Here is a 15428-nt window from a genome sequence, read left to right as displayed (position 1 = left end):
AAGGGCCACCGCAGCGTGGGCGGCATGCGCGCGAGCATCTATAACGCGATGCCTGAAGAAGGCGTACGCAGACCAGGGGCTGACCCTTTCCATCATCGAGGGCCCGACGCCCCTGGACAAGGTCAAGCTCGGCCTGCCCGGCGCCGAGGAGGAGCTGGAGGTCTTCAAGGACCTGCTGCGCAACTGCGCCAAGCTGGACATCCGCACCATCTGCTACAACTGGATGCCGGTTCTGGGCTGGTTCCGCACGCGCACGGACATCCCCACCCGCGGCGGCGCGACCGTCACGGGCTTTGACCAGCGCGACATGGAGGGCGTTGCGGATACCTGGGCCGGCAAGGTCCCGCAGGAGCGGCTGTGGCAGACGCTGGAGGCCTTCCTGCGCGAAATCGTCCCGCTCTGCGAGGAGCTCGGCGTGCGCCTGGCCCTGCACCCGGACGATCCGCCCGTCCCCTCCCTGCGCGGCATCGGCCGGATTCTGACCAGCGCGGCGGCCCCCATGAACGGCATGACCTTCTGCCAGGGCTGCTTCGCCACCATGGGCGAGGACATCCCCGCGGCCATCCGCCACTTCGGCAAGATGGGCAAGATCTACTTCGTCCATTTCCGCGACGTGCAGGGCGACCGCACGAACTTCCACGAGACCTTCCACGACGACGGCAAGACCGACATGTACGAGGCCATGCGCTGCTACTACGAGGTCGGCTTTGACGGCATCGCACGGCCGGACCACGTCCCGACCATGGTCGGCGAGGACGACGCCATGCCCAGCTACGGCCTGCAGGGCAACCTGTTCGCCGTGGGCTACATCAAGGGCCTGATGGAGGCCGTGGAAAAGGAGCTGGGCCTGCCCCCGGCCCTGCGCACCCAGTTCCAGGGCGCGGCCCAGGCCTTTTTGTCCTCCACGGACAACCAGATCTGGCTGATCCTGGCGGCCATCGTGACCATGTATATAGTGCTGGGCGTGCTCTATGAGAGCTACATCCACCCGGTGACCATCCTTTCCACCCTGCCCTCGGCCGGAGTAGGGGCCCTGCTGGCCCTGATGCTGGCGGGCATGGAACTGGGCGTGGTGGGCATTATCGGCATTATCCTGCTCATCGGCATCGTCAAGAAAAACGCCATCATGATGATCGACTTCGCCCTGGAGGCCGAGCGCAAGGAGGGCAAGCCGCCTCTGGCGGCCATCCGCCAGGCCTGCCTGCTGCGCCTGCGGCCCATTCTGATGACCACCATGGCCGCCCTGCTGGGGGCCCTGCCCCTGATGATCGGCTGGGGCATGGGCGCGGAGCTGCGGCGCCCCCTGGGCGTGACCATGGTGGGCGGCCTGGTCGTCAGCCAGGTGCTGACCCTGTTCACCACGCCGGTGATCTATCTCTGGTTCGACCGTATGAGCCTGCGCCTGCGCCATACATCCACGCGCGGCACGGAATCCTCGGAGCCCACGGATTCCAGGGAATCGGGAACAGGGGACACGCGGGCGGAGGAGGGCGCATGAGCGCGTCAGGCAAGCCCGGCGCGCCGGACAAAGGCGGCGGGACGGGCACGGAAAAGCGCCGCCGTTTCGGGCCGGAATTCATTCCCCTGAATATTTCCGCGCCCTTTATCCGGCGGCCCGTGGCCACCACACTGCTGACCATCGCCATTGCCCTGGCCGGTATGGTGGCCTTCGGCCTGCTGCCCGTGGCCCCGCTGCCGGAGGTGGACTTTCCCGTGGTGGTGGTGCGCGCGCGCATGCCCGGCGCCAGCCCGGAAACCATGGCCGCCACCGTGGCCACGCCGCTGGAGCGGGCCCTGGGGCGCATCGCCGGGGTCACGGAAATGACCTCCTCCAGCAGCCTGGGTTCCAGCAATGTGATTTTGCAATTTGATCTGGACCGGGATATCGACGGCGCGGCCCGCGACGTGCAGGGGGCCATCAACGCGGCCCGCTCCACCCTGCCGACCATGCCGTCCAACCCATCCTACCGCAAGGTCAATCCCTCGGGCGCGCCGATCATGATTTTGTCCATCACCTCGGACGTGCTGACTCGCGCCCAGTTGTACGACGCGGCCTCCACGGTGCTGGCCCAGAAAATTTCGCAGATTCCCGGCGTGGGCGAGGTGACTGTGGGCGGCGGGGCCCTGCCCGCCGTGCGGGTGGAGGCCATCCCCGACGCCCTGAACCGCGCGGGCGTGAGCATGGAGGACGTGCGCAAATCCCTGGCCGCGGCCAATGCCTTTTTGCCCAAAGGCATGTTGGAAAACGGAGAAAATTTTTGGCTGGTGGGGGCCAACGACCAGTTGCAGAAGGCCGAGGACTACAAACCGCTGATTGTGGCCCAGAAGGACGGCAAAACCATCCGGCTCTCGGATGTGGCGCGCGTGGAAGATTCCTCCCAGGACGTGCGCAACATGGCCGTGGCCAACGGCAAACCGGCCATCCTGCTGATCGTCTTCCGCTCGCCCGGAGCCAACATCATTGAGACCGTGGACCGGGTCAAGGCCATGATCCCGCAACTGCGCTCCTGGCTGCCGGAAAGCGCGGATCTGGAACTGCGCATGGACCGTTCCCTGACCATCCGGGCCTCTTTGCGCGAAGTGGAAAAAAGCCTCATGCTGGCCATGGGCCTGGTGGTGCTGGTGACCTTTCTGTTCCTGCGCAACGCCAGGGCCACCAGCATTCCGGCCGTGGCCGCGCCGGTTTCGCTTATCGCCACTTTCGGGGTCATGTACCTCTGCGGCTACAGTTTGGACAACCTCTCGCTCATGGCGCTCACCGTGTCCACGGGTTTTGTGGTGGACGACGCCATCGTGGTGCTGGAAAACATCGTCCGCCGTCTGGAAATGGGCGAAAGCCCCCTGCGCGCGGCCCTGCGCGGCGCGCGCGAAGTGGGTTTCACCGTGGTGTCCATTTCTATTTCCCTGGTGGCGGTGTTCACGCCCATTCTGTTCATGGGCGGCATTGTGGGCCGTCTGTTCCGCGAGTTTTCCGTGGTGCTCACCACGGCGGTGCTGGTCTCCATGCTGGTTTCCCTGACCACCACGCCCATGATGTGCGCCAAGCTGCTGCGGCCTTTTGACGCGGATCTGGCCCGGCGCAAGGAGCGCCTGCTGCAAGCCCGGGGCGGCTTTCTGAAACCGCTGCGGCAGTGGTGTACCCGCGTTGGGCAGGCCTGGGGGGCCATGCTGGCGGGCATGCAGCGCGGCTACGCGGCCAGCCTGGCCGTGGTGCTGCGCCATCCGCGCCTGACCATGCTTTCCCTGCTTCTGATCATTGCCGGAAATGTCTGGCTGTATATTATAGTGCCCAAGGGCTTTTTCCCCCAGCAGGACACGGGCGTGATCATGGGCGGCATCCGGGCGGACCAGAGCGCTTCCTTTCAGGCCATGCAGACCAAGCTGGCGAAGCTGGTGGACGTGATCCGCGCGGACCCGGCCGTGGAACAGGTTTCGGCCCATATTTCCGGCGGGCGCGGCGGGGGCGGGGTGTTCATCTCGCTCAAGCCTCTGGAAGAGCGCAAAATCGGCGCCCAGGCGGTCATCGGGCGGCTGCGCGGCAAACTCTCGTCCGAACCGGGCCTGCAGATTTTCCTGCAACCGGCCCAGGACATCATGATGGGCGGGCGCAGCGCGCGCTCCCAGTACCAGTATACCCTGCAGGCCGACAATCTGGACGATCTGCGCACCTGGGGCCGCCGCCTCCAGCAGGCCCTGGCGGCCCTGCCCCTGTTCAAGGACGTGGACAGCGACATTGAGGAGCGCGGCCTCCAGACCATGCTCACGGTGAACCGCGACGCTCTGGCCCGCCTGGGCCTGACCATGCGGGATGTGGACGCGGCCCTGAACAATGCCTTCGGGCAGCGCCAGGTGTCCACCATCTACCAGGACAAAAACCAGTACCGCGTGGTGCTGGAATACGGGCCGGACTGGCTGGAAGGCGCGCAGGCTCTGGACAAGGTGCGCCTGCCGGGCAAGGACGGCCTGGTGCCGCTGCTCAGCGTGGCCGGCGTGGGCCCGGCCTTCGCGCCGCTCTCCGTGGCGCATCAGGGCCAGTTCGCCGCCGTGACCATTTCCTTCAATCTGGCTCAGGGGGCCTCCCTTTCCCAGGCCCAGGCGGCCATTGCCGAGGCGCGGGTCAAAATCGGCATGCCCTCCACCATCGTGGGCAGTTTTCAGGGCACGGCCAAGATATTCAGCGACACCATGAGCAGCCAGATCATTCTGATTCTGGCGGCCCTGGCCGCGCTGTACATTGTGCTGGGCGTACTCTACGAGAGCCTGATCCACCCCCTGACCATCCTTTCCACTATTCCCTCGGCGGGCGGCGGGGCCCTGCTGGCCCTGATGCTTTTCAAGATGGAGTTCAGCGTCATCGCGCTGATCGGTGTGCTTTTGCTGGCGGGCATCGTCAAAAAGAACGCCATCATGATGATCGACTTTGCCCTGGAGGCCTCCCGCACCCGCCATCTGCCGCCGGACAAGGCCATTTACGAAGCCTGCCTGCTGCGCTTCCGGCCGATTATGATGACCACGGCGGCTGCCATTCTCGGCGCGGTGCCCCTGGCCATGGGGCAGGGCGACGGCGCGGAGATCCGCCAGCCTCTGGGCATCACCATTGTGGGCGGCCTGCTGGTCAGCCAGCTGCTGACTCTCTACACCACGCCCGTGGTCTACCTCTGCCTGGACCGCGCCCGCCTGCGCGCGCGGCGCTTCTGGTGGCGGCTGCGCTACGGCAATGCCAGAGCCGCGCGCCTGGCCTTGCTCAGCCGCCGTTCCTGAGTTGATTTATCCCTGATATCCCGTATGGTTTTCAGAAACATGTTATTCCGTCAGATTGGAATACTTGCTTAAATCCTACTTTTGAGCGAAGAAATATACTAGACGATGCGCGTCCGTCGGAGCCTGCTCCGGCGAAGGAGGCTAAGGCGGCATGTACCAGTGTACATTACGGATCAGAATCTGCGGCGTTGATGCGGAGCTGGAAAATACCCTGCGTTCCGTGCCGCCGCGTGAGCGCTTCGAGCATGTCTTCGTCAGCGGCGGCCCCGGTCCGGACTGCCGTGATCTGGAGCGGGACGACGTCATTTTTCTGAAGGCCGGGCGGATTTCCTGCCTGCCCGAAATACGCGGCGCGGCCAAAGCGGGCGCTCGCATCATCCTTCTGGCCCCTGACCCGGCGGAGGCCGCCGGGCTGCCGGACGGCATCTGGGACCATATCGACGATCTCTGGGCCGGGCCGTGCGGCGCGGCGGCGCTTGCCGCCCGTTTCGGAAGGCTGCTTGACGGCCTGAAGCTGCAACGGGATTCCCGCCTCACGCACTACTATCTGGATGCGGTCATCAACGCCACGCCCTCCCTGATCTGGTTCAAGGACGCGGTGGGCGCGCACCTCAAGGTCAACGACAGTTTTTGCCGGACCGTGGGCAAAAGCAAAGAAGACATTGAAGGGCGGGGCCATTATTATATCTGGGATCTGAAAAAGGAAGAATACGAAAAGGGCGAGTACGTCTGTCTGGAAACAGACACCGTGGTCATGGAAGAGGGCAAGACCCGCGTTTTTGACGAATTCGTCAAGAGCAAGCAGGGCATGCGCCAGTTCAAAACCTGGAAGTCGCCTCTTTTCGACGATGACGGACGGATCATGGGCACAGTGGGCGTGGCCCATGACGTGACCAACCTGGCCACCATGAGCGCCGAGCTGGAGCTGCTGCTGGGCAGCCTGCCTTTTGCCGTGATGATCACCGACGCGGAGGATCACATCGTCAATATCAACGAAAAATTCAAGGAATTTTTCGCGGTGGCCGACAGCGATGTGCTGGGCGGCGATTGCCGGGCATGGCGGGAAAATGCCATGTCCGGAGGCCAGCTGGTCCGGGAGGAAGAGCGCGCGGAACTGCGCTGGAAACTCAACGGCCGGGAGATTGTCCTGGATGTCCAGGAACAGGATATTCTGGATGTTTTTTCCAACAGAATCGGGGCCATCGTAATTTTTCGCGACGTCACGCTGGAGCGGGAGTTCGAGCGGCGGCTGTCGCGCCACGCCAATACCGACGTCCTGACCGGGCTGTACAACCGGCGCTATTTCTATGAGCATGCGCAGCCCGGAGGGACGAACGGGGCTGAAAGCCTGCTTTATGTGGACCTGGACCATTTCAAGAGCGTCAATGACCGCTGGGGGCATCAGGCGGGCGATCAGGCCCTGGTCACGGTGGCGGAGCTTTTGCGCGCCTCCTGTCCCCAGGCCGTGGTGGCTCGCCTGGGCGGCGACGAATTCGCCCTTTACTGGGGCGACCGGCCTCTGGATTTTCTGATCCGCAAGGCGCGGCTCCTGGTGAAACTGGTGCGTGAAGCCTTTCGCTCTTCAGAGGCCTTGCGGCTCATTGCCCCCAGCATCGGCATCGTGCGTTGCGACGAAGCCGGTCTGACCCTGGACGAGCTGATCCGTCGGGCGGATGTGGCCATGTATACGGCCAAGCGCGGCAAACTGGGCTACTGCGTCTACGAACCGGGTCTGGAAAAACGCCCGGACGAAGCCCTTCGGAGCGGCGCGCCGGACGATGAGGGAGCGCATGCGGATTCCTGATTTTGAACTGGAGGTGTTTTTCGGCAAGCATGAATTTTCCGCGCCCCACCTTCTGGCCCAGTCCGACTGCGAGGCCTTGAGCATCGCGGAACTGCTGGCCTTGGAGCCGGACCCGGCCGGAGCGCGCGAGGCCTTTCTGCAAACTCGGCTCGGCTATGCCGAAAATGACGGCAAACCGGAACTCAGGCAGGCCATAGCCCGTCTGTACCGGAATGCGGACAATGACCGGGTGTTGGTGCAGACCGGCGCGCAGGAAGGCATTTTTTCCTGCCTGAATGTGCTGCTGGAAAAGGGCGATCACGTGATCTGCATGTTCCCGGCCTACCAATCCCTGTATGAGGTGGCGCGGGCCGTGGGCTGCGAGCTGTCTTTCTGGCGCTTCCGCCAGACAGGGCAAGGCTGGGCCCTGGATTTCGACGCATTGGAATCCCTGCTCCGTCCCCATACCAGGGCCATTGTCGTCAACACTCCCCACAATCCCACGGGCTACGCTCTGAGTGACGCGGAACTGCGCGCGCTCTGCGCCCTTGCGGCCGGGCGCGGCATCCATGTGATCGCCGATGAGGTTTACAAAGGCCTGGAAGACCCGGACGGCTCGGATGAAAACGCCTGGCATGCCCGTCCCGCGATCTGCGAGCTGTATGAGCGGGGCGTTTCCATCGGCGTGCTCTCCAAGGCCTACGGCCTGCCGGGCCTGCGCATCGGCTGGGCCGTCAGCCGCGACCGGGGCCTGCTTACGGCCATGAGCCGCTTCAAAAATTATCTGAGCATCTGTTGCGCCGCGCCCTCGGAGGAGCTGGCCCTGGTGGCCCTGTGCCACGCTCCGGCCATTCTGGCGCGCAACCGGGGCATTGTCCGGGCTAATCTGGCTCTGGCCGACGCTTTTTTCGCCCGGCACGCGGGCCTGTTTACCCACAACCGCCCCCTGGCCGGGCCCATCGGCTTCCACAAAATCCATATCGACGGCCCGATGGAGGGCTTTTGCGAGCGCCTGGCGCGTGAGGCCGGGGTATTGCTCCTGCCCGGCAGCGTCTACGGCATGGACGAACCCTATTTCCGCATGGGCTACGGCCGCCGCAACTTCGGAGAGAATCTGGCGCGGTTCGAGTCTTGGCTGGCCGAAGCCAAACTGGATTGAAGCCCGTGCGTCCCGTGGAACTGGCGCTCAACGCCCGCTATGCCGCACAGCCGGATGCCGCCGTTCCGGTTCCGCCGTCCGCTTTCGGTCCGGCGCGGGCACGTAATGTCCGTGGTTTTCACGCCGGCTTCCCGGAATATAGCCCCACGCCCCTGTGCAGTCTGGCTGGCCTGGCCGCCCGGCTCGGTCTGGGCCGGGTCTTGGTCAAGGACGAATCCCGCCGTTTCGGGCTCAAGGCCTTCAAAGGGTTGGGCGCGTCTTGGGCCGTGGCCCGGATTCTGGCTCGCCGTCTGAATCTGCCGCCGGACGGTCTCAGCCGCGCGGCCCTTTGCGGACCCGAGGCACGGGACCGGCTGGGAGAGATCACTCTTGTCACGGCCACGGACGGCAATCACGGGCGGGGCCTGGCCTGGGCCGCCCGGCAGTTCGGACAGCGGGCCGTGGTCTTCATGCCCAAAGGCTCGGCCGAGGCCAGGGCGGCGGCCATCCGCACCCTGGGCGCATACTGTGAAATTACGGATCTGGCTTATGACGACGCGGTGCGCCATGCCGCCGCGCATGCGCGGGCTACGGGCGGCGTGCTGGTGCAGGACACGGCCTGGGACGGTTATGAGGAAATCCCGCGCTGGATCATGCAGGGCTACACGACCCTGGCTCTGGAAGCGCGGGAGCAGATGCGCGCCATGGGACTCACGCGGCCCACGCATCTGCTGTTGCAGGCGGGCGTGGGTTCCTTTGCCGCCGCCGTACTGAGTTTTTTCGCCGTTGCCGGCACGGAAGAGGGCGGTCCTGCCCCGCTGGCCGTCATTATGGAGCCGCACAGCGCCGATTGCATTTTCCGCTCCATTCGAAGTGAGGACGGCCGCGCCCATGCCGCGGCCGGGGAGATGCGCACCATCATGGCCGGTCTGGCCTGCGGCGAGCCCAGCAGCCTGGCCTGGGGGATTCTGCGGGAGCACGCTTTCGCGGCAGTGGCCTGTCCGGACGGCCTGGCGGCCAACGGCATGCGCATGCTGGCCGCGCCCCTGCCCGGCGATCCGGCGTTGGTTTCCGGCGAATCCGGAGCCGTGGGCGTGGGCCTGCTGGATTATCTGGCGCGCGCGCCGGAGGCGGCCGCCATGCGTTCGGCTCTGGGCTTGAACGAATCCTCGGTGGTGCTGCTGATCAGCACCGAGGGCGACACCGAACCGGACATGTACCGGCGGGTGGTCGAGGATGGCGCTTGCGCCTTTGATTTTCAGAGCCGTTAGAGCATTCCAAAGGTAATCTGCTCTACGACTCGGCGACCTGCCTTTAACAACGGATTGCCCCGCGCGGAACCATACCATCCGCGCGGGGCAATCCGCTTCAAGCCTGAACGGCTTCAACAGTCCGGCACGTGCGCCGGGCGGCCCGCCTGAACCGCGTCCAGATAATCGGCCCAGGCTTCGCCCACGGCGACAAGCCGCTCCTTGGGCAGGCGCGCGCTGTCGTAGAGAATCAGCACCGAGCCGCTGACGGTATTGAAGTCCACGGAAAGCACACCGTCAATGGCGGCCAGTTTTTCTCTGGCCGTGGCGGCCACGGCTTCACGGCGCAGGGCCGGGTGACGGATGCGTACCCGGCCGTCCGAAAAACTGGTCACGTATTTGAGCAGGCGCAGGCTGTTCAGCATGGGCTGTCCTCCACAGGGGCAACGGCTTCGGTGCTCCGCAGGTGCGGGCGCATGGCGTTGAGCGACACGCCCAAGGTGGTCAGGTTATGCAGCAGGGCCGAGACGCCGGGCTGCAAGAGCATGAACAGGCCGCCCGCCAAAAAGAGGCTGTTCAGGGTCAGGGTGGCCGCGAAGTTCACGTGGATGCGGCGCAGGGTGCTGCGGGCCAGCCGCCGCGCGTCGATGAGCCCGCCCAGATCCGGCCTGGTCAGCAGCACATTGGCAACTTCCCGCGCCAGATCCGTGCCGTCGATCATGGCCACGCCCACATGGGAGGCCGAAAGGGCCGGGGCGTCGTTGATGCCGTCGCCCACCATGAGCACCTTGCAGCCGTCGGCCGTCAGTTCCTGCACCACCTTGGCCTTGTCCGTGGGCAGGACCTGGGCGCGGAATTCCGTAATGCCCGCTCGCTCGGCCACGGCCCGTGCCGTGCGCTCATCGTCGCCGGTGAGCATCAGCACGCGTTTGAAGCCCATGCCGCGCAGGGTTTCCACCACTCCGGCGGCCTCGGGGCGCAACGGGTCTTCAATGGCCAGAATGCCGGCCAGTTTGCCGTCCTCGGCCAGATAGAGCAGGGAACGTCCTTGAGCCGCCTGGCAGGCGATCTCCGCCTCCATAGGCGAGACGTCCACGCCCTCGTCGTGCTCAATATAGTGGCGGCTGCCCACCCGCAGCTTTCTGCCGTACAGGGAGGACGCCACGCCGTGGGCCACCACGTATTCCACCTGGGCGTGCTCTTCCTCATGCTGGAGGCCCTCTTCCTGGGCCTTGCGCACCACGGCGCGGGCCACAGGATGGGGAAAATGTTCTTCCAGGCAGGCCATGATCCGCAGGACCTCGTCCCGCTCATGCCCGGCGGCGGGAATGACCGCAACCACCTTGGGGGTGGCGTTGGTCAGCGTGCCTGTTTTGTCGAAAACCAGGGTATCCGCATCGCTCAGGGCTTCCAGATAGCGACCGCCCTTGATAGCCATGCCGTGGCGCGCCCCCTCGCGCATGGCGGCCAGCACGGCCAAGGGCGTGGCCAGTTTGAGCGCGCAGGAATAATCCACCAGCAGCACCGAAGCGGCGCGCATGGGATTGCGCGTGATCAGCCAGACCAGGGCCGCCAGGCCGAAGGTGAAGGGCACGGCCAGATCGGCCAGCCGTTCGGTTTTGCCCTGGATCCCGGCCTTGAGCGCCTCGGACTGTTCGATGAAGGTGACCACCTGGCGCAGGCGGGTGCCGTCGCCCACCTGGCTGACCCGGATCACCAGACGACCTTCCTCCACCACGGTTCCGGCAAAGACCGCCGCGCCCTTGCCGCGCGGCACGCCCAGCGGTTCGCCGGTCATGGAGGATTGATTGACCAGCGCGCAGCCGTCCTCCACAATGCCGTCCACCGGGATGGAGCCGCCGTCGCGCACCACCACCAAGTCGCCTTCGCACACCTGACCCAGAGGCACGGAGACTTCCGTGCCGTCCTCGCCGAACAGCCAGACGCTGTCCACATTCAGGGCAAGGCTTTCGGTCAGACTGTCCAGAGAGCGGCGGCGGGTCCAGTATTCCAGAGCCTCGCCCAGCCCCAGCAGCAGGGTCAGCACGCTGACCGTGCGGAAGTCGCGCATGAGCAGTGAGACAGTGATGGCCGCCGCATCCAGCACATCCACACTGAGCCTGCCGCGCAGCAGGGAGCCGAGACCCTTGAGAAGAAAAGGCACGGCCGTGGCGACGCAGGTGACCATGCGCCAGACAGCGGGCAAAAAGGGACGGATGATAAAAAAGCGCACCAGCGGCAGCAGACCGCCCGCCGGCGGCTCTTCGGGCAGGAGCGCAGCCATGCTGGCCGGGAGATCCGCGCGGCACGCGCCGTCCAAGGCGTCCACGACATCATGGGCGGCCAGCAGGCGCAGGGCCGACGCGCGGCTTTCCTGGTCGGCGTAAAAAAAGAGCAGGCTGCCCACGCGGGGGTTGGCACGCACCTCGCTGATGCCGGGCAGTTCTTCCAGGTTCCGGGCCAGGCCGGCGGCCGGAATCGGGGACAGGGGCCGCCCGGCGCGCACGCGCATCCTGCCGGCGGCGGCTCCGTCGAGACCCTGAAGTTCATGGACGATGGAAAAGGACATGCGCGCTCCAGTCTGAAAAAGAAAGCCCTGAACCGGGCCGGAAAAAACGGTCCCGGCCCTGAGGCGCATGCGGGAGGCGCCGCAAGGCCGGGAATAGAATGACCGCGGACGGTGTTTTAATGAGGGCTGAGCCTATGCCTGGGCCTGCCCGGTCTCCTGAGCCTCTTTGGCCGCCTTGCGCTTTTCCGAGGCCTGACGGGCTTCAGCGGCGAGGTCTTCCATGTCTTCCTTGACCGCTTCCACCTTGCTCATCAGGGCGTCCTTCGCGTCCATGCCCCGGCTGATCAGGTCGGCGGCCACGGGCTTGAGGTTCAGCTTGCCCCTGCTCAAGGCCACGGCGCCCAGCGCGCCAAGGGCTATGCCGCCCAGAAAAATCAGTCCGAATTTGATGCCGCTGTTCATAATTCCCCCTTTTACGTTAGCAACCCGCGCGATGGACGCCGACGGGCGATGCTCCCCGAACGAAGACAACACGTCCCCTTCTCCGTCGCTAGCCCGCGCGGCGGAGGCGAGATTGGACAAAACTGCCCCAACTGATGCAGGATAAAAACTTAGCGGGCCGCGCCGGATACGTCGACCTTGATATAGTCCGCCTCGCTGTTGCGCAGGGAAATGGTCACCCCGGAAAGGCGCAGGGCCACCGGATCTTTGAGCGGCGCGCGCCCCACCACGGAAACGGTGGTGCCGGGAATCAGGCCCATGTCGCGAATGCGCCGGTTCATTTCGCCCAGCGCCTCCACTGTGGCGATCTTCCCCTGTTGGCCCACGTGCATCTGACGGAGACTGACAATCTGACTCATGCGCGTTCCCTCTCGTCGGCATTGTGCCGGTTGACTGTGATGGTGCCGGGCAGTGCCGGTCCGGCGCGGCGCCCCGTGGCGCGGAGAACCCCGCGCGCCGTTTGGGGGTCGGTCTTGACGGACGCCGCGCCGGAATATGGATCCCGGCTCGGGAGAAAGCTTGCACTAAAATTAATTATGGGTCAAGAAAAAAGAAAGTCATTTTCAAATAGAGTCTGGGGCGACAAAGGGGGATTCATGACGACATACCTTGTGCATGCTATGGAAGGCCGGGCGCGGCTGCGCCATCCGTTCCTGGCCGGGACCGCCGGACAGGAACGGGCTCTGGCTGCTCTGTCCGGCAGAAGCGGCGTGCTGGAAGCGCGTCCAGGTTCAGGCTCCATTCTGCTGCTTTTGACGCCGGATGCGGATCTGGACGGCATCTGCCGGGATCTGGAGACGGCCCTGCCGGAGCTGTGCCGCCCGGCGGATGGCTGCCGCTGCCGGAGCGCGCGGTCCGGCGCATCCGCGTTGTCCGGTTTGCTGCGGCGGGGACAATCTGCCTCTTTGGGGCTGAGCCCGCGTAAGCTGGAGCTGCGCGCGTTGCTGGCCGCCTGCGGCCTGAGCATCGTACTCGGCTTCACGGGCAACGGGCGCGCCCATCTGCTGGCCGGTACGGCCTTCGGCCTGCTGGCCGCGCGCCACGTCTGGACCCGGCGCAAGGCCCTGTAGCATTCCGCGCCGCGCGAGACGGCGGCCGCCCGCCGGAGGCGTATCCGCGACGGATTTGCAAAAGCGGAAAAGGAGCGGCATGTGGCCCTCCTTTTCCGCTTTTGCAATGCTTATGACCGGTAGTTATGCGCCCGCAGGGGCCGCTTCCTTGGCGTCCGGAACCGGTTCATCCCCGGCCGGAGTGGCGGTTTCGTGCTGGCCCTGGAGGAGATTCTGGTGGCCGATGATGATGGCCTCCAGCACATGGGGATCGGCCAGGGCTGTGGTGTCGCCCATATCCTCATAGGTGTCGCCGGCGATTTTGCGCAGCATGCGGCGGATGATTTTGCCCGAGGTGGTCTTGGGCATGGCCTCCACAAACTGGATGTATTCGGGGCTGGCCAGCGCGCCGATGTCGCGTCGCACGGTGTCGCGCAGTTTCTTGCGCAACTCCTCGCTCCAGGGCACTTCGTCGCGGGTGAGCACATAGGCGTAGATGGCCTCGCCCTTGAGCCGGTGGGGCATGGGCACCACGGCCGCTTCGCCCACTTCGGGGCAGGCGGCCAGCACGGCTTCAATTTCCGCCGTGGACAGACGGTGGCCGGAGACGTTGATGGAGTCGTCAATACGGCCCAGAATCCAGAAATAACCGTCCGCGTCCACCTGCGCGCCGTCGCCGGACTCGTAGCAGCCGAAGCGCGAGAAGTAGGACTGGTATTTTTCCTCATCGTTGAATACGCCGAGCATCATGCCGGGCCAGGGTTTGCGGATCACCAGATGGCCCGCGCCGGTGGTTTCCTCGCCGTCGCGGCCCGCGCTGCCCATGACGGCGGCGTCGATGCCGGGCAGGGGCTTGCTCGCCGAGCCGGGCTTGAGCTTGGTGGCGTAGGGCATGGGGCTGATCATGGCTCCGCCGGTTTCGGTCTGCCACCAGGTATCCACAATGGGCAGTTCGCCCGCGCCGATGTGCTTGTGGTACCACTGCCAGGCTTCGGGGTTGATGGGTTCGCCCACTGACCCCAGAATGCGCAGGCTGCGCAGGTCATAGCGCTCGGCCCAGGCTTCGCCCAGGCGCATCAGGGAGCGGATCACGGTAGGCGCGGTGTACAGGATGTTGACCCGGAAGTTTTCCACAATGCGCCAGTAGCGGTCGGGCTTGGGCCAGGTGGGCACGCCCTCGAACATCATGGTGGTGGCTCCCAGGGCCAGGGGGCCGTAGACACCGTAGGTATGGCCGGTGATCCAGCCCATGTCGGCGGTGCACCAGTAGACGTCGTCGTCGCGCATGTCGAAGCACCACTGGGTGGTGTGGGCCGCGTAGGTCAGATAGCCGCCCGTGGAATGCATGATGCCCGTGGGCTTGCCCGTGCTGCCGCTGGTGTGCAGCAGAAAGAGCGTGTCGTTGGCGTCCATGGGCTCGCAGGGATAGTCGGCATTGAGGGTGAAGTCGTCGATAAGGTCGTGCCACCAGATGTCGCGGTTGGGCTGCATGGTGACGTTGTCCAACCCGGCGCGCCGCACGACCACCACATGGGCCACGGAGGGGCATTTTTCCAGAATGGGGTCCAGGTTGGCCTTGAGCGGCTTGAACTTGCCCGCGCGCACGGTGGCGTCGGCGGTGATCACCACCCTGGCCTTGGAGCCCTGGATGCGGCTGCGCACGCCGCCCTCGGCGTACCCGGAGAAAATGGCCGTGTGAATGGCCCCGATGCGCGCGCAGGCCAGCATGGCGATGACCAGTTCCGGAATCATGGGCATGTACAGGGCCACGTGGTCGCCCTTGCGGATATGCAGGGAGCTCAGGGCGTGGGCCATGCGGCAGACTTCGGTGTACAGCATCTGATAGGTGTAGCAGCGCACGTCCATTTCATCTTCGCCCTGCCAGATCAGGGCGGCCTTGTTGCGGCGGCCGGAAATCAGATGGCGGTCGATGCAGTTGAAGGAGGCGTTGAGTTTTGCGCCGGTAAACCATCTGTACTTATGCCGTTGCTCGTCGGCATCCAGAACTTTGTCCCAGCGCTTGAACCAATGTATCAACTGAGAGGCGCGAGCCCCCCAGAAGTCGCTGGGGTCTTCCAGTGCGCGGCGGCACAGGGCGTCGTACTCTTCCTGGCCACAGATCCAGGCTGAGGATTTGCCGTGTTCCGGCGGCAGATAGCTGCGCTTCTCGGTCAACAATGTGGTAATGCGTTCCTGGGACATGGTCGCGCCCTCCCTCCTAGTGTGGACGTTATGAAAAAAGTTGGCACACCAGCCATGTTACTGGCGTAAAGGGATTCTCTTTGCGCGTCAAGCACCCGTAATTGTTTGTTCTTTCAGTCATAGTTGTGCAAAATGGCACAAGCGTGAGGCGCAAGCGTTGTTTTTCATAGAGAAACAGTTGGTCGGAGGCGGTGGAGTATAGGGAATTTTTTCACAAAACGCTGAAAAATTTTTT

11 protein-coding genes are annotated in these 15428 nt (G+C 64.9%); 6 read left to right on the top strand and 5 right to left on the bottom strand.

Annotated features, from left to right (window positions below; translation table 11 throughout):
• From KH208_RS09300 to KH208_RS09280, 5 genes are all read left to right on the top strand, one after another.
• Positions 1 to 1498: efflux RND transporter permease subunit (locus KH208_RS09300; protein ID WP_291435709.1), on the top strand; the 1498-nt coding region annotated here is incomplete at its 5' end.
• Positions 1495 to 4761, top strand: a complete 3267-nt coding sequence (locus KH208_RS09295) for an efflux RND transporter permease subunit (protein WP_291435708.1) — start codon at positions 1495 to 1497, stop codon at positions 4759 to 4761. The genes KH208_RS09300 and KH208_RS09295, both read left to right, overlap by 4 nt.
• Positions 4762 to 4912: 151 nt before the next feature.
• Positions 4913 to 6565, top strand: a complete 1653-nt coding sequence (locus KH208_RS09290) for a diguanylate cyclase (RefSeq protein WP_291435706.1) — start codon at positions 4913 to 4915, stop codon at positions 6563 to 6565.
• Positions 6552 to 7703 (top strand): aminotransferase class I/II-fold pyridoxal phosphate-dependent enzyme, encoded by a 1152-nt coding sequence (locus tag KH208_RS09285; RefSeq protein WP_062253097.1) that lies wholly within the window; start codon positions 6552 to 6554, stop codon positions 7701 to 7703. The genes KH208_RS09290 and KH208_RS09285 overlap by 14 nt, the downstream gene beginning before the upstream one ends.
• Positions 7704 to 7708: 5 nt before the next feature.
• Positions 7709 to 8953 carry a diaminopropionate ammonia-lyase gene (locus KH208_RS09280; protein WP_291435703.1) on the top strand — a complete coding sequence of 415 codons (1245 nt, stop codon included), beginning with the start codon at positions 7709 to 7711 and terminating at the stop codon, positions 8951 to 8953.
• Between the two features lie 113 nt (positions 8954 to 9066).
• On the opposite strand, the gene KH208_RS09275 is transcribed toward KH208_RS09280, so the two are convergent.
• The 4 genes from KH208_RS09275 to KH208_RS09260 all read right to left on the bottom strand — a co-directional run bounded on the left by KH208_RS09275 (position 9067) and on the right by KH208_RS09260 (position 12301).
• Positions 9067 to 9357: an HMA2 domain-containing protein gene (locus KH208_RS09275; protein ID WP_062253095.1), complete on the bottom strand. Its 291-nt coding sequence runs from the start codon at positions 9355 to 9357 to the stop codon at positions 9067 to 9069.
• On the bottom strand, positions 9351 to 11501 hold the full coding sequence (locus KH208_RS09270) for a heavy metal translocating P-type ATPase (RefSeq protein WP_291435700.1): 2151 nt from the start codon (positions 11499 to 11501) through the stop codon (positions 9351 to 9353). The genes KH208_RS09275 and KH208_RS09270 overlap by 7 nt, the downstream gene beginning before the upstream one ends.
• A gap of 132 nt (positions 11502 to 11633) precedes the next feature.
• Complete coding sequence (locus KH208_RS09265; protein ID WP_291435698.1) at positions 11634 to 11903, bottom strand: DUF6110 family protein; 270 nt, start codon at positions 11901 to 11903, stop codon at positions 11634 to 11636.
• Between the two features lie 149 nt (positions 11904 to 12052).
• Positions 12053 to 12301 (bottom strand): FeoA family protein, encoded by a 249-nt coding sequence (locus KH208_RS09260; RefSeq protein WP_291435696.1) that lies wholly within the window; start codon positions 12299 to 12301, stop codon positions 12053 to 12055.
• A 237-nt stretch (positions 12302 to 12538) separates the two neighbouring features.
• On the opposite strand from KH208_RS09260, the gene KH208_RS09255 reads away from it, so the two are divergent.
• Positions 12539 to 13012 (top strand): hypothetical protein, encoded by a 474-nt coding sequence (locus KH208_RS09255; RefSeq protein WP_291435695.1) that lies wholly within the window; start codon positions 12539 to 12541, stop codon positions 13010 to 13012.
• Positions 13013 to 13135: 123 nt separating this feature from the next.
• Here the strand turns inward: KH208_RS09255 and acs are convergent, their stop codons facing one another.
• The gene (acs, locus tag KH208_RS09250) at positions 13136 to 15193 is read right to left on the bottom strand and encodes an acetate--CoA ligase (RefSeq protein WP_291435692.1); all 2058 of its coding nucleotides are present in this window, start codon (positions 15191 to 15193) and stop codon (positions 13136 to 13138) included.
• Positions 15194 to 15428: the final 235 nt, after the last annotated feature.

This window comes from Desulfovibrio sp. (genome assembly GCF_018379785.1).
GTDB lineage: Bacteria > Desulfobacterota > Desulfovibrionia > Desulfovibrionales > Desulfovibrionaceae > Desulfovibrio.
The sequence above is the reverse complement of the archived record's forward strand: the minus strand, read 5'-3'. Positions and strand labels throughout refer to the sequence as shown.